At 73.4% G+C, this 19,048-nt stretch carries 15 protein-coding genes; 5 read left to right on the forward strand and 10 right to left on the reverse strand.

Translation table 11 applies throughout. The features are described 5' to 3' along the window. Window positions 1–48 precede the first annotated feature (48 nt). Window positions 49–2,127 (reverse strand): TerD family protein, encoded by a 2,079-nt coding sequence (locus AB0M92_RS26345; RefSeq protein WP_366104762.1) that lies wholly within the window; start codon window positions 2,125–2,127, stop codon window positions 49–51. A 232-nt stretch (window positions 2,128–2,359) separates the two neighbouring features. On the opposite strand from AB0M92_RS26345, the gene AB0M92_RS26350 reads away from it, so the two are divergent. Beyond that, window positions 2,360–2,548 (forward strand): hypothetical protein, encoded by a 189-nt coding sequence (locus AB0M92_RS26350; RefSeq protein ID WP_366104763.1) that lies wholly within the window; start codon window positions 2,360–2,362, stop codon window positions 2,546–2,548. A 40-nt stretch (window positions 2,549–2,588) separates the two neighbouring features. Here the strand turns inward: AB0M92_RS26350 and AB0M92_RS26355 are convergent, their stop codons facing one another. Further along, window positions 2,589–3,389, reverse strand: coding sequence for a site-2 protease family protein (locus tag AB0M92_RS26355; protein ID WP_366104764.1), 801 nt, complete (start codon window positions 3,387–3,389; stop codon window positions 2,589–2,591). A gap of 73 nt (window positions 3,390–3,462) precedes the next feature. Here AB0M92_RS26355 and AB0M92_RS26360 point away from each other — a divergent pair, with 73 nt between their 5' ends. Further along, the gene (locus AB0M92_RS26360; RefSeq protein WP_366104765.1) at window positions 3,463–6,855 is read left to right on the forward strand and encodes a BTAD domain-containing putative transcriptional regulator; all 3,393 of its coding nucleotides are present in this window, start codon (window positions 3,463–3,465) and stop codon (window positions 6,853–6,855) included. Window positions 6,856–6,913: 58 nt separating this feature from the next. Here the strand turns inward: AB0M92_RS26360 and AB0M92_RS26365 are convergent, their stop codons facing one another. The 3 genes from AB0M92_RS26365 to panB all read right to left on the reverse strand — a co-directional run bounded on the left by AB0M92_RS26365 (window position 6,914) and on the right by panB (window position 9,791). After that, window positions 6,914–7,759 (reverse strand): ABC transporter permease, encoded by an 846-nt coding sequence (locus AB0M92_RS26365; RefSeq protein WP_366104766.1) that lies wholly within the window; start codon window positions 7,757–7,759, stop codon window positions 6,914–6,916. Continuing rightward, window positions 7,756–8,787 carry an ATP-binding cassette domain-containing protein gene (locus AB0M92_RS26370; RefSeq protein WP_366104767.1) on the reverse strand — a complete coding sequence of 344 codons (1,032 nt, stop codon included), beginning with the start codon at window positions 8,785–8,787 and terminating at the stop codon, window positions 7,756–7,758. Before AB0M92_RS26370 ends, AB0M92_RS26365 begins: the two co-directional genes overlap by 4 nt. Window positions 8,788–8,930: 143 nt before the next feature. After that, window positions 8,931–9,791 (reverse strand): 3-methyl-2-oxobutanoate hydroxymethyltransferase, encoded by an 861-nt coding sequence (gene panB / locus AB0M92_RS26375; RefSeq protein ID WP_048478244.1) that lies wholly within the window; start codon window positions 9,789–9,791, stop codon window positions 8,931–8,933. Between the two features lie 362 nt (window positions 9,792–10,153). Here panB and AB0M92_RS26380 point away from each other — a divergent pair, with 362 nt between their 5' ends. Continuing rightward, the gene (locus AB0M92_RS26380) at window positions 10,154–11,182 is read left to right on the forward strand and encodes an endonuclease/exonuclease/phosphatase family protein (RefSeq protein ID WP_366104768.1); all 1,029 of its coding nucleotides are present in this window, start codon (window positions 10,154–10,156) and stop codon (window positions 11,180–11,182) included. A 78-nt stretch (window positions 11,183–11,260) separates the two neighbouring features. On the opposite strand, the gene AB0M92_RS26385 is transcribed toward AB0M92_RS26380, so the two are convergent. The 4 genes from AB0M92_RS26385 to AB0M92_RS26400 all read right to left on the reverse strand — a co-directional run bounded on the left by AB0M92_RS26385 (window position 11,261) and on the right by AB0M92_RS26400 (window position 16,739). Further along, a complete protein-coding gene (locus AB0M92_RS26385) occupies window positions 11,261–13,015 on the reverse strand; it encodes an NAD+ synthase (RefSeq protein ID WP_366104769.1) in 1,755 nt (584 codons plus the stop codon). Window positions 13,016–13,090: 75 nt separating this feature from the next. Further along, window positions 13,091–14,308, reverse strand: coding sequence for a hypothetical protein (locus tag AB0M92_RS26390; RefSeq protein WP_366104770.1), 1,218 nt, complete (start codon window positions 14,306–14,308; stop codon window positions 13,091–13,093). 134 nt (window positions 14,309–14,442) lie between these two features. Further along, entirely contained in the window at window positions 14,443–16,122 is a 1,680-nt protein-coding gene (locus AB0M92_RS26395; protein WP_366104771.1) for a multicopper oxidase family protein, read from the reverse strand. A 98-nt stretch (window positions 16,123–16,220) separates the two neighbouring features. Beyond that, on the reverse strand, window positions 16,221–16,739 hold the full coding sequence (locus AB0M92_RS26400) for a hypothetical protein (RefSeq protein WP_366104772.1): 519 nt from the start codon (window positions 16,737–16,739) through the stop codon (window positions 16,221–16,223). A gap of 71 nt (window positions 16,740–16,810) precedes the next feature. Here AB0M92_RS26400 and AB0M92_RS26405 point away from each other — a divergent pair, with 71 nt between their 5' ends. Together AB0M92_RS26405 and AB0M92_RS26410 are read left to right on the forward strand one after the other, a co-directional pair. After that, window positions 16,811–17,518 carry a DUF998 domain-containing protein gene (locus AB0M92_RS26405; protein WP_366104773.1) on the forward strand — a complete coding sequence of 236 codons (708 nt, stop codon included), beginning with the start codon at window positions 16,811–16,813 and terminating at the stop codon, window positions 17,516–17,518. After that, window positions 17,515–18,519, forward strand: coding sequence for an alpha/beta hydrolase (locus AB0M92_RS26410; RefSeq protein WP_366104775.1), 1,005 nt, complete (start codon window positions 17,515–17,517; stop codon window positions 18,517–18,519). Before AB0M92_RS26405 ends, AB0M92_RS26410 begins: the two co-directional genes overlap by 4 nt. Here the strand turns inward: AB0M92_RS26410 and AB0M92_RS26415 are convergent. After that, entirely contained in the window at window positions 18,504–18,923 is a 420-nt protein-coding gene (locus tag AB0M92_RS26415; protein ID WP_366104776.1) for a CBS domain-containing protein, read from the reverse strand. The two genes, AB0M92_RS26410 and AB0M92_RS26415, sit on opposite strands and share 16 nt — an antisense overlap. Between the last annotated feature and the right edge of the window lie 125 nt (window positions 18,924–19,048).

Raw genomic sequence — 19,048 nt, forward strand, 5'->3', positions numbered from 1 at the left:
CCTTGCGCCCGGCGGCAGCAGCCGGGCGCAAGGGCACGGCCTCCCGCTTCAGCCCCGGCGGCCGGCGCGAGCCTCCAGGGGCCCCAGGTGCGCCACGACCCCTTGGTGGAAACGGTCCACCGCCTCGTCGACGCTGCGGATGAAACCGGACTCCGTATTGCCGCGGGTGTTGCCCATGCCCTTGATCAGTGACAAGCGGAACCCGGTGGGGGCCGCCCCGCCCTTGGGGAGCAGGTCGCCCGGCTCGGGGCGCAGCCGCTCCAGCGTGCCGCGCGGTCCGTTCCCGGCCTCGACGAGGGTCTCCACGTGCAGGTCCGCCGGGGCCTCGGCCAGCAGCCGGACCAGCCGCTTCACCGTGGTCAGCGGGTACGAGCCCTCCGGCGCCGGCACGTCCACGCAGGTGCGGACCTTGCCCGTCCGCAGATCGGCGGTCACCGCGATGACGCTGCTCGTCCCGTCGATGCGCAGCTCCGCGGTGAGCCGCCCGTCCAGGCAGAGCCTCTCGGCGGCGGCCGCACGGCGCGCCTGCGGGTCGCTGCCGCGCCGGATGCGCTGCACCGGGAGCGCCTTCTGGCCGAGCTCCCCGCCCAGGCGCAGACAGACCTGGCGGATCAGCCGCTCCCAGCTCTCGACGACCTCGACGGCGCGCGGGTCGTCGGAGGCGAGGGTCTCGTCCTCGATCCCCTTGCGCACGGGCACCCAGGCGGCGCCCATGTTCTGGAACCCGTGGCACCCCGACTGGTCGTGCCGCAGGTACTCCAGCAGCTCCTGGAGCAGCCAGGCGTGCGCGGCGTTGCCCACTCCCTCGTGGCGGATCAGCATCTGGGCCTGGTGGGCCACCTCGGCCCAGGACAGGTGCCAGAGGCTGACCTTGTGCTTGCGCCGTCCGTCGATCTTGACGTCCACCATGGGCACGCCTTCGAGGGCCACGTCGTTGGACAGCGTGATCACGGCCTCGTAGCCGCGGCGGGCGGCGATGTCCATGTACTCCTGCACCTGCTCCGGCTTGAGCGGGTTGCCGTTCGTCTTGGTCTCGACCAGGGCCGTCCAGAGCTTCCCGGCGCGTTCGACCCGGATCACGCCGTCCGGGCGGCGCGGGGTGTCGCCGTGGGGAAGGGACACCTCGGTGAAGGTCTGCATCCGTCCGGCGGGGGCGCCGAAGGCGGCGGTGAGGCGGCGGCCGAACTCCGGGACCTGCGCCATCACGGACAGCAGCACGGAAGTGGCGCGCACCTCCCGCTCCTTGTCGCTCTTCAACGACGGTACGGGGAACAGCCGGGCCGGGCGCCAGGCGTCGTTCTCGGCGAGCGAGCTCCTGGCCACCTTGGGCAGGGTGACCTTCTTCTTCGTCGTGGTCGTACGGGGGCCCCGGCCGCGGGTCTGGGCGGGCACGGCGACGGGCTCCGCCGGTGCCGCTTCCGCTTCCGGTGCGGGTGCGGGTGCGGGTGCCGGTTCCGGTGCGATCGCTTGTTGCTCCGCGCCGGGCGTCTTCTCCATGGCGACGACGGCGTCGGAGCCGTCCCCCGCCCCGCCCGGGTCCGAGGCCTCCCCGGCCTCTGCGCACTGCCCGGCCTCCTCCGTCTCCTCGGTCACGGCGATGCCGAAGTCGGTGGCCAGCCCGGCCAGCCCGGTCTCGTAGCCCTGCCCGACCGCGCGGAACTTCCACTCCTCGCCGCGCCGGTACAGCTCACCGAAGATGAACGCCGTCTCCACACCCGCGTCCTGGATGGAGAACCCGACCAGCGGTTCGCCGGAGCGGTCCGCGACCGTCATCCGCAGGTCGTCCAGGTCCCCGAACCGGGCGCCCCCGTACTGGCTGGCCGCCACCACGATCCGCTCGACCCCCTCGGGCACGGCGGTCAGGTCCACACCGATCCGGTCCTCGTCCCCGTTCCCGGTCGGCGTCTTGCCCAGCAGCTGCACGCTTCCGTCGGCGGCGGCCGGGTTGTTGTAGAAGTAGAAGTCGTCCTCGCTGCGAACCTTGCCGTTCGCGTCCACGAGGAGCACGGAGACGTCCGCGTCGCCGGCCCCCGACACACTGCTCCAGCTCAGGCTCACCACCACGGCCCCGGCGTCTTCGCTGAGGGCCGTCAGGCTGACGTTGGCGCCCTTTGAGATCTCCTGCATGTCCATCCCCCCCGGTCGCCCGGCTCCGGCCGTGGCGGACCGTGCAGACCGGACTGTCGTTCCTCCGTACCCGGCGACCGTAGCGGCGTGCCGCGCGGAAGATCGGGAAACGCCGAAAGAGGGGCGGAAGCGGAATGCGGGGTCCGTGGGACGCCTTTACGGGAGCACTGCGGGGCATGGGGGAGACTGGTGGGGTTCGACCCCGTTCCGTGTCGCCGAGGAGCTGTTCCCCATGCCCCGCCTTGCCGTGTTCGCCATCGTCGTCTGCGTCCTGTCCGTGGCCGCGGCCGTGGTCGCCTTCGTGGAGGGCAGCTTCCTGGGCATCATCTGGGTGCTGCTGGCCGGCCTCACGTCGAACATGGCCTGGTTCTACCTGCGCAAGGCGAAGGCGCAGAAGGCCGCGGTCACCCGCACCTCGTAGAGGGATCGCCCACCGGGCGGCCGTACCGCCCTGTGCCGGGTCAGCCCTGCGGCACCGCGCAGTAGCCGTTCGTGTCCTGCCAGAAGCGGTAGAGGTCGCGGCCGCAGTAGGTCTCCAGGTCGGACACGCCCAGCGTGTCCAGCAGGTTGCGCACCACGTCGAAGAAGAACCCGTTGACCTCCGGGATCCACAGCAGCGCGAACACCGCGATCAGCCCGAACGGCGCCAGCGGCGCCACCTCGCGGCGGATCCGGTACGAGAGCCAGGGCTCGATGATCCCGTAGCCGTCCAGGCCCGGGACCGGCAGGAAGTTCAAGATCGCCGCCGAGACCTGGAGCAGCGCGAGGAACGCGAGCGCGAAGCGGAACGCCATCGGGACCCCGTCCAGGGCGTTCAGCCAGAACGGCGCCGTGCACACGACCGCGAAGGCCACGTTGGTCAGCGGGCCCGCCGCCGAGATGAGGCTGTGCTTCCAGCGGCCCTGGATCCGGTCCCGTTCGATGTACACCGCGCCGCCGGGCAGGCCCAGCCCGCCCATGATCACGAAGATCACCGGCAGGACGATGCTGAGCAGCGCGTGCGTGTACTTCAGCGGGTTCAGGGTCAGATAGCCCTTGGCCCCGACCGAGAGGTCGCCGCTGTGCAGGGCGGTGCGGGCGTGCGCGTACTCGTGCAGGCAGAGCGAGACGACCCACGCCGAGGTCACGAAGAGGAACACGGCCAGGCCGGTGCTCGTCGAGTACCCCGTCCACACGGCCCAGCCGGTGACCGCCATGACGGCGAAGATGCCGAGGAATACGGAACTGATCTGCCGCTCGCCGCGGCTGCCCTGATGACCCATGCGGCGAAACCTATCCCGGGCGCGGGGCCAAAAGGAGTACGGGGCCCGGCCTCCGGGCAGCGACAATGGTCCGGTGCGTTACGCGATTCTCGGCACTGCCCAGGCCAGCCGCGACGACGGGAGTCCCGTCGCCGTCGGCGGAACACGCCTGCGGGCGCTGCTCACCGCGCTCGCCCTTCGCCCCGGGCGGGCGGTGCCGGTGCACCTCCTGGTGGAGCAGGTGTGGGACGGCGACCGCCCGGCGGACGCCCAGGCCGCGCTCCAGGCGCTGGTGGGCCGGCTGCGCAGGGCGCTGGGACACGGGGCGGTGCGCTCGGCCGAGGGCGGGTACCTGCTCGACGCCGCGGGCGAGGACGTCGACCTGTACCGCTTCGAGCGGCTCGCCCGGGCCGGCGGCGCGTCCCCGGATCCGGCCGAGGCCGCCGCCCTGTACGAGGAGGCCCTGGCGCTGTGGCGCGGCCCGGCGCTGGCCGATCTGCCGGACGCGGCGGCCGAGTCCGCCCGCTGGGAGGCCGTACGTCTGGACGCGCGGCGCGGCCGGCTCGCGGCGGCCCTGGCGCTGGGCGAAGCGGAGCGGGCCCTCCCGGAACTGACCGCGCTGTGCGGGGAGCGCCCGCTGGACGAGCCGCTCCAGGCCCTGCGGATCCGCGCCCTGCGCGACACGGGCCGCCCGGCGGAGGCACTCGCCGCCTACGAGGCCGTCCGGCGCGAGCTCGCCGCCCGCCTGGGCACCGACCCGGGCCCGGCCCTGCGCACCCTCCACACGGAACTCCTCACCCCGGCTCCCGGCGTGCCCGCCGGCCCGGCTGCCGGTCCGCGACACGGCGGGCGGTCGCCGGATCCGGGTGGCGCGGGCACACCCGGAGCCGGGGCCGCGCATCCCGCCCCGGCGCCGGCCCCCGCCGGGGCGTCCGGCGGATCCGGAGCCCGCCGACCGGGGAACCTGCGGGCCCGGGTGACCAGCTTCGTGGGGCGCGAGGGCGACATCCGGGCCATCGGCGAGGAGCTCGGGCGGGCCCGGCTCGTCACCCTGCTCGGGCCCGGCGGGGCCGGGAAGACCCGGCTGTCCCAGGAAGCCGCCGAGCACGCCGCCGAGGCCTGGTCCGACGGGGTGTGGCTCGTGGAGCTGGCGTCCATCGACGGGCACGGCGACCCCGAGGACGTGGCCGAGGCCGCCCTGACCGCACTCGGCGCCCGCGAGACCAAATTGCGCGGCGGCGCCGCCGAGGAACTGCGGGCGCTGACCGACCGCACCGGCGACCAGGCCCTCGACCGGCTCGCGGAGCACTGCGCGCGGCGGCGCACCCTGCTCATCCTGGACAACTGCGAGCACGTCATCGGAGCCGCCGCCGAGCTCGCCGAGGAGCTCCTCGCCCGCTGCCCCGGCGTCCGGATCCTGGCCACCAGCCGCGAACCCCTGGGCGTGCCGGGGGAGTTCCTGCGCCCGGTGGAGCCGCTGCCCGACCCCGTGGCGCTCCGGCTCCTGGGAGACCGGGGGGCCGCCGCCCGGCCCGGGTTCCGTACCGAAGACGACCCCGCGGCCGCCGCCGAGATCTGCCGCCGCCTGGACGGGCTGCCGCTCGCCATCGAGCTGGCCGCGGCCCGGCTGCGCCTGCTCACCCCGCGCCAGATCGCCGACCGGCTCGACGACCGCTTCCGGCTCCTGACCGGCGGCGCCCGCACCGTACTGCCCCGCCAGCAGACCCTGCGCGCCGTCGTCGACTGGTCCTGGGACCTCCTCGACGAACCCGAACGGGCCGTGCTGCGCCGCCTCTCCGTCTTCTCCGGCGGCTGCGACATCTCCGCCGCCGAAGCCGTCTGCACCGATCCCGGCACCCCCGAGGTCCTGGACCTCCTCGGCTCCCTCGTCGACAAGTCCCTCGTCGTCGCCGCCCCCGGACCCGACGGCACCGGCATGCGCTACGGGCTCCTGGAGACGGTCGCCGAGTACGCCGCCGAGCGCCTCGCCGAGGCCGACGGGGACCGCGCGGCCACCGAGCGCCGCCACCTCACGTACTACCGCGAACTCGCCCGCACCACCGACCCGCTGCTGCGCGGCCGCCGCCAGCGCGAGGCCACCCGGCGGTTCGCCACCGAGTACGAGAACCTCCGCAGCGCGCTGCGCCGCGCCATCGCCGCCCGCGACACCGGCGAGGTGCTCTGCCTCGTCCACTCGCTCGCCTGGTACTGGTCGATGCACGAACTGCGCGCCGAGTCCCGGCACTGGGCCGAAGCCGCAGCCGCACTCGGCCCCGACCCCTTCCAAGCGCCCGTCGTGCCCGCAGAACCGGTGTACGCACAGGTCGTGGACACGCCTCCGCCGTACAGCGGGGAACTGCTCACCGAGGCCTGGCGCGGCATCCGGCTGATCCGGCTCGCCTCGCGCGACCAGACCAACGAGACCTGGGATGCGCCGGGGATCCGGGAGGAGATCGAGGGGATCGTCGCCGCCTACCGGCCGGGTCTGCCGCAGACCTGCCGGAACCCGGGGGGCCTGTGGGTCTACGCCGTGATCATCAGCGGGGACTCCGAACTGCTCCAACGGGTCCTCGACACCTCCGTCGACACCGCACGGGAGCTGGACTACCGCTGGGAGCTGGCCGGCACCCTCCAGGTGCGGGCCAACTGGCTGGCCAACCGGGCCGCGTGGTCCGGGGACGCGGCGCGCGACGCCGACGAGAGCCACGCCATCTTCGAGTCGCTGGGCGACGACTGGGGCTGCGCCGAGGCCCTCTCCGCCCGGGCCGAATCCCGGGAGAAGCGCGGCGAGTACGCGGGGGCCGCCGAGGACTTCCGGGCGGCGATCGAGCACGCGGAGCGGCTCGGCGCCCGGTCCCAGGTCACGGTCCTGCGCGTACGGATGGCCGGGACCCTCGTCGAGACCGGCGAACTCGCCGAGGCCGAGGAGATCCTCGGCGGACTGCTGGCCGCCCCGCTCAGCTACGGCAACGAGGCGCTGCCGGTCGCCCGGATGTTCCTCGCGAGCATCCTCGGCCGCACCGGCCGCGTCCCCGAGGCCCGCCGGCAACTGCGGATGATGCGCGAGGAGTTCGCGCTCGGCGCCTTCGCCGTCTTCGACGGGTTCCTGCTCGGCGTGATGGCCTGGCTGGAGAACCAGGCCGGCGCGTACGAGGACGCCCTCGCCCATCTGCGCAAGGCCATGCCGGAGGCCGCCCGGGACCCCCTCGCCCTCATGGTCGCCCCGCAGATGCCCGCCGTGAACCTGCTGACGGCGGCCCTCTCGCACGCCCGCCTCGGCGGCGGGGAGCACGCGTACGCCGCGGCGCGACTGCTCGGTGCCTACCGGGCCCAGCTGCCGGCCCAGCACTTCCCCGTCAGCACGGAACGCGAGGACGCGGCCCGCGCCGAGGAGCTGACGCGGGCCGTGCTCGGCGAGGCCGCGTACGCGGCGGCATGCGCCGAAGGCGGCGGCCTCACCCTGGAGGAGGCCACCGCCCTCATCTGACCCGGCTCCCGTGCGGGGTCCGTCCGGGACGCGATCCGGAACGGACCGGCGCTCCGGATCAGGTCTTCTGGCGGAACTTGCGGACTGCGAGCGGCATGGTGACCGCCGTGATGGCGACCGACCAGATCAGGGTCACCGTCACCGGGTGGGCGACCGCGCCGCCGTTGATCAGGCCGCGGGCCGCGTCGGCCAGGTTGGACAGCGGGTTGTAGTCCGTGAAGGACTGCAGCCAGCCGGGCATCGTCGACGGCGGGGCGAAGATCGAGCTGCCGAACTGCAGCGGCATCAGGACCAGCATCGCCATGCCCTGGACGGCCTGCGCGGTCTTCATGGTGAGGCCGAGCAGGATGAAGATCCACATCAGCGAGGCGCCGAAGACCGCCGACAGGCCGATGGACAGGAACAGGTCGAACACCGAGGTCTTGATCGACAGGCCGAGCATGAAGCCCACGGCGAGCAGGATCGCGATGGCGACCATCATCCGGCCGAGTTCGACGACGATCTTGGCGATCAGGACGGACGACCGGGCGATCGGCATGGACCGGAACCGGTCCATCACGCCCTTCTTGAAGTCGTCGTTGACGCCGGTGCCGACGCCCATGGCGATGTTCATGCCCATCATGGCCATCAGGCCCGGGACGACGTAGTTGACGTACGCCTCCTGCTGGCCCTTGCCGGAGATCGCGCCGCCGAAGACGAACACGAACAGCAGCGTGAAGATGATCGGCATGAACAGGACGTCGAACATCGACTCCGGGTCCTGCTTGATCTGAAGGGCGTTGCGGCGCACCAGGGCGCCGATGTGCCGCAGATTGGCCCGCAGGCCGATCCGGCCCTCGCCGGTCGGGGCGGACGCCGTCGCCTCCGGGGCGGGCGCGGGCTTGGTGGTGGTGACGGTGCTCATGCCGCGACCTCCTCGGTCTTCTCGGTGGGAACGGAGTCCTCGGCGGTGGGCCGCTGGCCCGTGATGGCCAGGAACACCTCGTCCAGGCTCGGCAGGTAGGTGCCGAGGTCGGCGATCGCGTACCCGCGGGCGGCCAGCAGGCCCACCACGGCGGTCAGCTGCTCGTCGCTCAGGATCGGGACCAGCAGCACGCCCTCGTCCGGAATGGCCTGCGAGCCGGCGACCCCGTCGAGCCCGGTCTCCGCGAGAGAACGGGCCATGCCCGGCAGGTCGGAGGAGTCGACGGGGCGGATCCGCAGGGTCCGGCCGCCGACACGGGCCTTCAGCTCGTCGACCTTGCCGTTGGCGATGACCTTGCCCTTGTCGATGACCGTCAGCTCGTTCGCGAGCTGCTCGGCCTCCTCCATGTACTGGGTGGTGAGCAGGACGGTGGCCCCCTCGGCGACCATCCGCTGCACCTCGTCCCACACCTCGTTGCGGGTGCGGGGGTCGAGGCCGGTGGTCGGTTCGTCCAGGTACAGGACGGCCGGGCGGCCGATCATCGAGGCGGCCAGGTCGAGCCGGCGGCGCATGCCGCCGGAGTAGTTCATCGCGGCCTTCTTGGCGGCGTCGGTGAGCGAGAACCGCTCCAGCAGCTCGTCGGCGCGCGAACGGGCGTCCTTGCGGGACAGGTCGAGCAGGCGGCCGATCATGTAGAGGTTCTCCCAGCCGGAGAGCTTCTCGTCGACCGAGGCGTACTGGCCGGTGAGGCCTATGGTGCGGCGCAGCTGCCGCGGCTGGCGGACCACGTCGTAGCCGGCGACGGTCGCTGTCCCGGCGTCCGGGACGATCAGGGTGGACAGGCAGCGCACGAGGGTGGTCTTGCCGGCGCCGTTGGGGCCGAGTACACCGAGGACCGTGCCCTCGCGGACGTCCAGGTCGACCCCGTCCAGGGCCTTCGTCTCGCCGTAGTGCTTGACCAGCCCCCGTACCTCAACGGCGTGCGAGCCGCTCAGGGGATTCTTGTCGTTTCGCGTCATGTCCACCATGGGACCATCCGCCACCGACAACGCACCGACAGTGGACCGACAGACAGCCGACAGGGAGCCGTCCGGAAGCCCCCGGGAGCCCCCGGAACGCCGGAAAGCCCGCCGGCGCAGCGCCGGCGGGCTTCCGGTACGGGCTCAGCCGGTCAGTGGAAGCTGTGCTCGGCCTGCGGGAACGTTCCGCCGACCACGTCCTCGGCGAAGGCCTTCGCCGCGTCGCCCATGGTCGCGCGCAGGTTCGCGTACTGCTTCACGAACTTCGGCATCTTCCCGCCGGTCAGGCCCATCATGTCCGTCCACACCAGCACCTGCGCGTCGCACTCCGCGCCGGCCCCGATGCCGACCGTCGGGATGTGCAGGGACCGGGTGACCTCGGCGGCCAGCTCGGCCGGGACCAGCTCCAGCACCACCGCGAAGGCGCCCGCGTCCTGCGCGGCCTTGGCGTCGCGCAGCAGCTGGTGCGCGGCCTCGTCGCCGCGGCCCTGCACCCGGTAGCCCATGGCGTTCACGGACTGCGGGGTCAGGCCCAGGTGGGACATGACGGGGATGCCGGACTGCACGATCAGCTCCGTCTGGTGCAGCGAGCGCTCGCCGCCCTCCAGCTTCACGGCTCCGACACCGGCCTCCTTCACGAGGCGGGTGGCGCTGCGCAGCGCCTGCACGGCGCCTTCCTGGTACGAGCCGAACGGCAGGTCACCGACGACCATGGCCCGGCTGGTGCCGCGTACGACCGCGGCCGAGAGCATGGTCATCTCGTCCATCGTCACCGGGACGGTGGTCTCGTAGCCGAGGTGGCAGTTGCCCATGGAGTCGCCGACGAGGATGACCGGGATGCCGGCCTCGTCGAAAACGGAGGCGGTCATCGCGTCGTAGGCCGTGAGCATGGGCCACTTCTCGCCGCGCTCCTTGGCGAGGGTGAGGTCGCGGACGGTGGTCCGTCGGTTGCGCTTGCCCCCGTACAGGCTGGGGGCGGCGGCTTCGCGGGCAGGCGAAACGGCATGCGTCATTGCAACTGCTCCTTGATGTCATCTCGAGGCGCCCTTACGGCGTCCCCGGACTCACCCACCATGGTGGCACCTGCCGGGCCCGTGGCGAAAGTGGTGAGAGGACCCGTACGTCACACTCCGTCCGTACGCGAGGAGCACTGCCTGCACCCTCATGGCCCCCTCTTGGTCCTCTCATGGTCCCCTTCCCGGCGGTTCGGCGCGCGCGGAAGGCAATGTGCGCGTTTCGTGACAAGCGGAACCTCGGCCACACGGCCGTTCGTCCTCCCGGACGTACGGCCGGAACAACGGCACGGAAGGCTCCGTCCATCGCCTAGGGTCAAGGTGCGGGGACGGAGCGCAAGCACGGCAGCGAGGGCAGTGGCATGGCACAGGCGTACATGACGGAGACGGGGAACGGCGGCTCGGAGCCCGAGCCCTCCGGATCCCGCCTCCGGCGCCGACTGGCCGGGCTGAGCCGGGACCGGGGCATCTGGCGGCGCGGGGTCGTGACCGCCGCCCTGGCCGCCCTGATCTCACTGGTCATGATCTTCCACGCCGAGCTTCCGAACGACGTGGGCAACCTCGGCAGCCTCACCGAGACCTTCCTCCCCTGGCTGGGCCTGGCCGTGCCGCTGCTGCTCGCCGCGGCCGTCGTGCGCAAGTCGGCGACCGCCCTGATCGCGATACTGCTGACGGCCGTCGTGTGGGTGAACCTCTTCGGCAGCCTGGTCCTCGACAAGTCCGGCTCCGGCGGCAACCTGACGGTCGCCACGCACAACGTCGACGCCGACAACCCCGACCCGCAGGGCACCGCCGCCCAGATCGCCGGGTCCGGCGTCGACGTGCTGGCCCTGACCGAGCTCAAGGGGAGCGCCGTCCCCGTCTACGAGCAGGCCCTGGCGGGCGCGTACAAGTACCACTCCGTCGAGGGCACGGTCGGCGTGTGGAGCAGGTACCCGCTCAGCTCCAGCGCGCCCGTCGACATCAAGATGGGCTGGACCCGAGCCATGCGCACCACCGTGGACAGCCCGTACGGCAAGATCGCCGTCTTCGCCGCCCACCTGCCCTCCGTCCGGGTCAAGCTCAACGCCGGATTCACCGCCAACCAGCGTGACAACAGCGCCGGCGCCCTGGGCAGCGCGCTCGCCGGCGAACCGCTCAAGAAGGTCATCCTGCTCGGCGACCTCAACGGCACCATGAACGACCGGTCCCTGTCCGAGGTCACCTCGCAGATGCGCTCCACGCAGGGCGCGGCGGGCGACGGCTTCGGCTTCAGCTGGCCCGCCCAGTTCCCGATGGCCCGGATCGACCAGATCATGGTCCGCGGGATCAAGCCGGAGGCTTCCTGGACCCTGCCGCGCACCGGCAGCGACCACCTGCCGGTCGCCGCGCGGGTGAGCGTGAAGCCGTAGCCCGTACGCCTGTACGCCCGTACGGGTGAGAGAGGGGCCCCGGCGCTTCGGCGCCGGGGCCCCTTCTGCCGCTCCCGGCTACGCGTGCTCGCGCCAGCCGTTGGTGATGGGCAGCCGGCGGTCCTTCCCGAAGCCCTTCGCCGAGATCTTCGTGCCCGGCGGGTACTGGCGCCGCTTGTACTCGGCCGTGTCCACCATGCGCAGGGTCTTGGCGACCAGCGCGCGGTCGAAGCCGGCTTCGACGATCGTGTCGATGCCCTGGTCGCGGTCCACGTACAGCTCCAGGATCGCGTCGAGCACCGGGTAGTCCGGCAGCGAATCCGTGTCCACCTGGCCGGGGCGCAGTTCGGCGCTCGGCGGCTTGACGATGGAGTTCTCCGGGATCGGCGGAGTCTCGCCGCGCTCGGCGGCGGCCCGGTTGCGATAGCGCGCGAGCCGGAAGACGTCCGTCTTGTAGACGTCCTTGATCGGGCCGTACGCGCCCACCGAGTCCCCGTACAGGGTCGAGTAGCCGACGGCCAGCTCCGACTTGTTGCCCGGGGCCAGCACGATGTGGCCCTCCTGGTTCGAGAGCGCCATCAGCATCGTGCCGCGCAGCCGGGACTGGAGGTTCTCCTCCGCCAGGCCGCTCAGGCCCAGCGAGCCCATGTACGCGTCGAACATCGGCTCGATCGGCACGGTCCGGAAGTTCAGGCCGGTCCGGTCGGCCAGGTCGGCGGCGTCGCCCCTGGAGTGGTCCGAGGAGTACTTCGAGGGCATCGACACGCCGTACACGTTCTGCGCGCCGATCGCGTCGCAGGCGATGGCCGCGACGAGCGCGGAGTCGATGCCGCCGGAGAGCCCGATCAGGACGGAGCGGAAGCCGTTCTTCCTGACGTACGCGCGCAGGCCCACGACCAGCGCGTCGTAGACCTCCTCGTCGTCGTCCAGGCGGTCGGCGTAACCGCCGGTGACCACGGGCTCGTACGGCTGCACCGGCTCCTCGGAGAGGATCACGCGGTCGATGCGCAGCCCGTCTGCGACGATGCCCTCGGGGGCGTCGGCCCGGGCGGCGGGCAGGTCGAGGTCGACGAGGACGCAGCCCTCGGAGAACTGCGGGGCGCGGGCGATGACCTCGCCGTCGGCGCCGACGACGATCGAGTCCCCGTCGAAGACCAGCTCGTCCTGGCCGCCGATCATCGCCAGGTAGGCGAGGGTGCAGCCGGCCTCTTTGGCGCGCCGGCCGACCAGTTCGAGGCGCACGTCGTCCTTGTTGCGCTCGTACGGCGAGGCGTTGACGGAGATCAGCAGCCCGGCCCCGGCGGAGCGGGTGGCCGGGACGCGGCCGCCCTCCTGCCAGAGGTCCTCGCAGATGGCCAGGGCCACGTCGACGCCGCGCACCCGGATGACCGGCTGCGTGTCGCCCGGCACGAAGTACCGGAACTCGTCGAACACGCCGTAGTTGGGGAGGTGGTGCTTGGCGAAGCGCAGGGCGACCTTCCCGCCGTACAGCACGGCCGCCGCGTTCTCCGGGGAGCCGGCGGGGCGGCCGAGCCGGGGGGCGGCCCGCTCCGTCCGGTCGAGGTAGCCGACGACGACCGGCAGTCCGCCGAAGCCCTCGGCCGCCAGCCGCGCCGCGAGTTCGCGCAGCGCCGTACGGGAGGCCTCGACGAAGGAGGCGCGCAGGGCGAGGTCCTCGACGGGGTACCCGGTCAGCATCATCTCCGGGAACGCCACCAGGTGGGCGCCCTGCTCGGCGGAGTGCCGGGTCCAGTGGACGACCGAGTCGGCGTTGGCGGCGATGTTGCCGACCTGCGAGTCGATCTGATTCAGAGCGAGGCGAAGTTGAGGCACGGGCCCAGTGTAATCGTCTTTCTGACGCGATGTCCTGGGGCCGTGCCTCCTGCCGTGTCGTACGGGGTCTGCGGGTCAGCCGATGGAGCCGCTGAACTTCGCGCTGGGCAGGCTGATGCCGGGGGAGATGTCCGCGACGAAGTGCTCGGTGCCCTCGGGGACCTCGTACGCCAGGATCCCGCTGGCGGACTCGCCGGGCAGGATGTCGCCCCGGATCATCTTCGGGACGTCGCCGCCGTCGAAGGCCAGCTTGGCGGTCATGCCCTTGTCGTCGCGGACGTTGGGGACCGCGTAGATGACGTTGTGGGTCTCGGGGGAGTTGTTGGTGATGGTGAGCGTGAACTCCACCGCGTTCTCGACCGTCGAGTACTTGTTCTTCGTGACGTACTTCTTCGGCTTCGAGAGGGTCACCTTGATGCCGTTCGGGTACGTGTACGTCTCGCCGAACGCCAGCGGGGAATCGATGCCGGGGACCTGCTTGGGCGAGGGCGTCGGCGAGGGCGCCGGGTACGGCGGCATGCCGCCGTCGAGTTCGGACGGGGCCTCCCAGCCCTCGCGGAGCTTCTTGTCGGCCACGTTCGTGACGACGTAGCCGGTGAGGAAGAGGCCTCCGGCCGAGGCGCCGAGGCCCAGCACGGCCAAGATCGTGCCGGTGACGGCCATCGCCTTGCGGCCGGCGCCCTTCGAGGCGCGGACGAGGGCGCCGATGCCGATGCCGATGCCGACCAGGGCGAGGATGCCGCCCGCCCAGAAGAGGAACGGGATGATGCCGATGATCACGGCGGCGATGCCGAGCGTGAGGGCGGCGACGGCCAGGCCGTTGGTGGCGCTCGGGGCGGGGGTGCCCCACGGGTTGCCCGGGGTGGCGCCGGGGGCGTGGGCGCCCCAGGGGCCGCCGGCGGGCGGTACGGGCGGCACGGGCGCGCCGAACGAGGGGGCCGGGGGGACGGGGCCGGCGGGCGGTGCGAAGGACCCGGGCGCGGGGGGTGCGAAGGGGTCGACGCGCGCGGGCTGCGACGGCGCGGGGGCCGGGGTCGGCTCCGGGCTCGGCTCCGGGGTCGGCTCCGGCGTCGGCGCGGGCTCCGGAACCGCGGCGGGCTGCGGTTCGGGTGCCGCCTCGGCTGCCGGTTCGGTTGCCGGTTCGGCTGCCGGTTCGGGCAGGACTTCCGGCTGCGGGGTCTTCTGGAGGGAGAGCGGCTGAGCCGGCTCGGCGGCCGGCTCCGGTATGGGCGTGCCCGCGGGCTCCGTCGGCGTACCGGACGGGGTGCTGGGCTGGTTCGGGGGCGTGCTCATACCTGGCAGGAGTCCTCACGGTGGTGGTGTACGCGGTGATCGCCAAGCCTGCCATGCGCCTCTGACGGCTCCAAGGGAATTCGGCCCCCGGCCCGCACCGGGCCGCACCGGGGGCCGAACCCCTGCTCATGGGGCTACCGCTGGTAGCCGAGCACCGTCATCATCCCCGCCTCCGCGTGGTACACGTTGTGGCAATGGGCCATCCACAGCCCGGGGTTGTCGGCGTCGAAGTCCACCGTCAGCTTCGAGTTCGCAAGGATCAGAGCGGTGTCCTTGCGCGCGCCGCCCGCGCCCCCGCCGAGGGCGAAGGTGTGCCCGTGCAGGTGCAGCGGGTGCCACATCGTTGTGGAGTTGTTGAACTCCAGCCGGACCCGTTCGCCCGCCTTCACCGGATGCCGCTGGTCCGGGGTGTACGGCTTGCCGTCGAAGGCCCAGTCGTACTTCGCCATCCCGCCGGTCAGTTCGATGCGGATCGTGCGGTCCGGCGTACGGGCCGGCAGTACGGCGGGCTCCGCCGCCCGCAGCGCTTCCGCCGTCAGCGGCCTCCCCGCCAGTTCGGCGGGCCGGGTCGCGGCCGTGGGCGCCGTACCGGACCCGGTGCGCAACAGGGCGAGCGCCGAGGCCGGGCCGCCCTTGCCCTCGGCGAGCGCGGTCAGCGGGAACACCCCGTCCCGCGCGGTGACCAGTACGTCGTACCGCTCGCCCATGCCGAGCAGCAGGCAGCCGGTCTTCGCGTGCTCGACCGGGTGGCCGTCGGTGTGGGTGACCGTCAGTTCGTGTCCGCCGAGGGCGATCCGGAAGGCGGTGTCCCCGCCCGCGTTGACGATCCGGATCCGGATCCGGTCGCCCGGCTTGGCGGTGAAGACCGAGGGGTCCTGCGCCGTCCGGCCGTTGACCAGGTAGTACGGGTACGCCACGTCGCCCGGGTCCTTGCCGAGGACGTCGCTCTCGCCGCCCATGAGCAGGCGCGAGGGCGCGCCGTGGGCCTCCGGGGTCTTCGGGGCGCCGCCGCCGTGGCCCGCGTGGCCGCCGCCCGTCCTCATGTCCATGCCCTTGCGGAGTTCGGCGAGTACCGCGTCCGGGGTGGAGCCGTCCACCCCGTCGACCCAGTCGTCCAGCACCACCACCCACTCCTGGTCGTACGAGAGGGGCTCCTTGGGGTCCTCGACGATGAGCGGCGCGTACAGACCGCGGTCCTGCTGGACGCCCGAGTGGGGGTGGAACCAGTACGTCCCCGGGTTCGGGACGGCGAAGCGGTACGGGAAGGACCCGCCCGGGGCGATGTCCCGCTGGGTCAGGCCCGGGACCCCGTCCATGTCGTTGCGCAGGGCGAGGCCGTGCCAGTGCAGGGAGGTGGCCTGCGGGAGGTTGTTGGCCAGGGTCAGGGCGAGGGTGCCGCCCGCGGTGACCCGGACCTCCTGGCCGGGCAGCCGGTCCCCGTACGCCCAGGAGCGGACGGTGAGCCCGCCGCCGAGGTCGAGCGGGGTCGCGGTGGCGGTCAGCTTGACCTCGGAGACCGGTCCGGTGGCCCTGCGGGCGGCCTCGGCCGCCCGCACCTCGGGCCCGGCGGGGTCGACGTAGCCGCCCGGCGAGGCGGCGGGGGAGGGGCCGCCGTGGTGCATGGAGCCGTGGTCCGTGCCGGTGCCGTCGGACGTGCCGGAGCCGCCGTCCGAGCAGGCGGCGAGCAGCCCCGAACCGGCGAGGGCGGCGGTGGCGCCGAGGACGGCGCGGCGGGTGGGGCGGCCGGGGCGGCCCGTGTGGCCTGTGTGGCTGGTTTGGCCAGAGTGGCTGGAGTGGCTGGGAAGAGAGCGCATGGAAGCACCTCGTGACGTGTCGTACGAGCGAATGGGCGCCGTCTGCTGCCGCCGGCCGCCCGTGCGCGGGCATGCGGGGGCGGCAGCGGGTGCCGCCGCTATAGGCGCAGGACCGCCAGCCGCGTGAGGAGTTCGCGGGGCGAGGGCGGATCGGGTCCGCCGGACCGGCCCGGCGCGCGGGCCGCGCCCCCGAGCGGCGCGGCGTCGCGGGAGCCGGCCGGTCCGGCGCCCAGGATCAGCAGGGTGAGCCCGCCGAGCACGGCCAGGCACACCGACATCGGGTCCATGCCGGTGCCGGCCGGCGGGGCCTCGGCGGCGGGTGTCCGGTCACCGGGGGCGTGGACCGCGTGGACCGTGTGGACCGCGTGGACCGAGGGGTCCGTGGGGTCCGAGGGGTCCGTGGGGACCGCGTGGCCCGCGGGGTGCCCGGCGGTGTGGCCGGTCGCATGCCGGGGCGAGGCAACGACGGCGACCGCGGTCGCGTCTTCCATGGCGTGGGACCGACTCGGATGGCCCAGGGTGTGCATGGTGACGATGCCCAGGAGCAGCGCAGCGAGCAGCAGCGGCCGGGGCCACCGGGTGGCTCGCCGCACGGTGCGCTGGGCAGGGCGCGTCATGGCCGGAACCCTACCCCGGGTGGGTATCTGATCGTAGGACCGGGTCCGCCGTGTTGAGGATGATGCACCGTATGTCCACAAGTCCCGAAAAGGGTCCGTTCGCCAGGAATCCGTGGCCGGTCGCCCTCCTCATCGGCCTGGGCGCCGCCGCGTACACCGCCTGGGTGCTCGAAGTCGTGCTGTCCACCGGTCTGAACCCCATCGAGACGTACGTCAGCGAGCTGGCGGCCCAGGACCAGCCGCTCGGCGGGCTGTTCCGGGCCACCGACTTCACCGCGGGCCTGCTCGCCTTCGCGGGTGGCCTGCTGGGCCTCGCCTGGCAACTGCGGGACGGGTCCCGGCGCCCCTGGTCGCTGGCCGGCTGGGCCGGCGTCACCCTGTTCGGCGCGGCCACCGCCGCCGACGCCTGGCTCCCGCTCAGCTGCACGCCCACCGCGGACCCCGTGTGCGCCGCCCGCGAGACCGCCGGCCTGGTCCCGGCCACCCACCAGGCGCACGCCGTCAGCAGCAGCCTCGCCATGACCGGCGCCCTCGTCGGGATCGTCGCCCTCACCTTCGCCGCCCGCCGCTACCGCCGGCTCGCCCCGCTCGCCCGCTACGGTCCCGCCCTCGTCGTACTGGAACTGCTGGCCACCGTCTGGACCCTGACCGCCATCGCCCTGTTCACCGCAGGGCGCGGGACCTGGGCGCTCGGCGCCGGGCAGCGGATGCAGGTGCTGCTCGTGGCGCTCTGGCTGGGCCTGCTCGCGTACTCCGTCCACAAGGAGCGGCGCACGTGAGCCCGGGGGCGCCGGGGGCGCCGGGGACGCCGGGGTGCTTCGTACGGGTGGACGGGGTTCCGCTGCACGTGGTCGTGGAGGGGCGCCGGGCGGAGGGGAGCGCTGCCGGGCGGGGCGGGCCGCCCGTGGTGCTGAGCGCCGGGCTCGCGATGGCCTGGTTCGACTGGGATCCCGTGGCCGCGCTGCTCGTCGCGCAGGGCCGTACGGTGATCCGCTTCGACCGCCCCGGGCACGGGCTGAGCGCCCCCGCCACCTCCCCGCCGACCGCCGCCGGGGAGGCTCGCCGGATCGCCGGGCTGCTCGACGCGCTCGGCCTCGGCGGCCGCCCGGCCACCGTCGCCGGGCACTCGGTCGCCGGGTTCCACGCCGAGGCCTTCGCCCGGCTGTACCCCGAGCGCACCGCCGCCCTGGTCCTGGTCGACACCAGCGTCGAGGAGGACCCCCGTACGGTGCTGCCCGCCGGGGTGCGCACCGGCGCCGCGCGCGTGCTCGGCCGGACCCTGACCGCGGCGGGGCTGCCCGCGGCGCTGGGCCCGCTCGCGCGCCGCGCCGCCGTACGGGCCTCCCGCACGGGTGGTCCCGACCCGGCGGCGCGGGAACTCGTACGCCGCTGCTACCGCACCGGCCGGGTCTGGCGCGGCGCCCTGTTGGAGAACGCCCGCTACCCCGACACCGCCGCCGAGGTGCTCGCGCTGCGGACCGGGCGCCCGCAGGCCGCCCCCGTCACCGTCCTGGCGGGGTACGACGGCTCGTCGCGGCGGGGAGCCCTGCGCTGGCTCGGGCGCCAGGCGGAGCTGGCCGCCCGGCTCGGCGCCCGCTTCGAGGTGGCCGAGCCTGCGGGGCACCTGGTCATGCTGGACCGCCCGGGCCTGGTGGCGCGCGCGATCCTGGACGCGGACGCGGACGCGGACGCGGACGCGGACGCGGACGCGGGGGAAGCGGGGGCGCGGCGGCCCGGTGGGCGAGGGCCGTCGGACGGGTCCGGTCAGAGCCTCGCGTAGACCCGCTCCACGAAGGCCGCCAGCTGCTCGTCGGAGAGGTGCTGGGCCAGGTCGGCCTCGCTGATCATGCCGACCAGCCTCTTGTTGCTGATGACGGGCAGCCGCTTGATCTGGTGGCTCCCCATCTCCTCCAGGACGTCGGAGACGTCCGCGCCCGCGTCGATCCAGCGCGGGGTGCCGTGGGCCATGTCACCGCAGGTGACCCTCGCCGGGTCGTGTCCCTTGGCCACGCAGTTCACGACGATGTCGCGGTCGGTGAGGATGCCGCACAGCCGCTCGTCGGCGTCACTGATGGGCAGGGCACCCACGTTGAGCCGGGCCATCAGCTGGGCGGCCCGGTCGAGGGTCTCGGTTGCGGGGATCCACTGGGCCCCGGGGTGCATGATGTCTGCGGCGGTCGTCATCGCTGAACCTCCTGAGCAAGCACGCCGTACCCGGCCGGGTCGCGGTCGCGCCCGGCCGCGGCGTTCCCACGCGGCCGAGCACACGCCCGTACGGGTGAGAGGACGCCTCCCCCCACCGTACGAGC

It is taken from the genome of Streptomyces sp. NPDC051582 (assembly GCF_040681715.1).
Classification (GTDB): Bacteria; Actinomycetota; Actinomycetes; order Streptomycetales; family Streptomycetaceae; genus Streptomyces.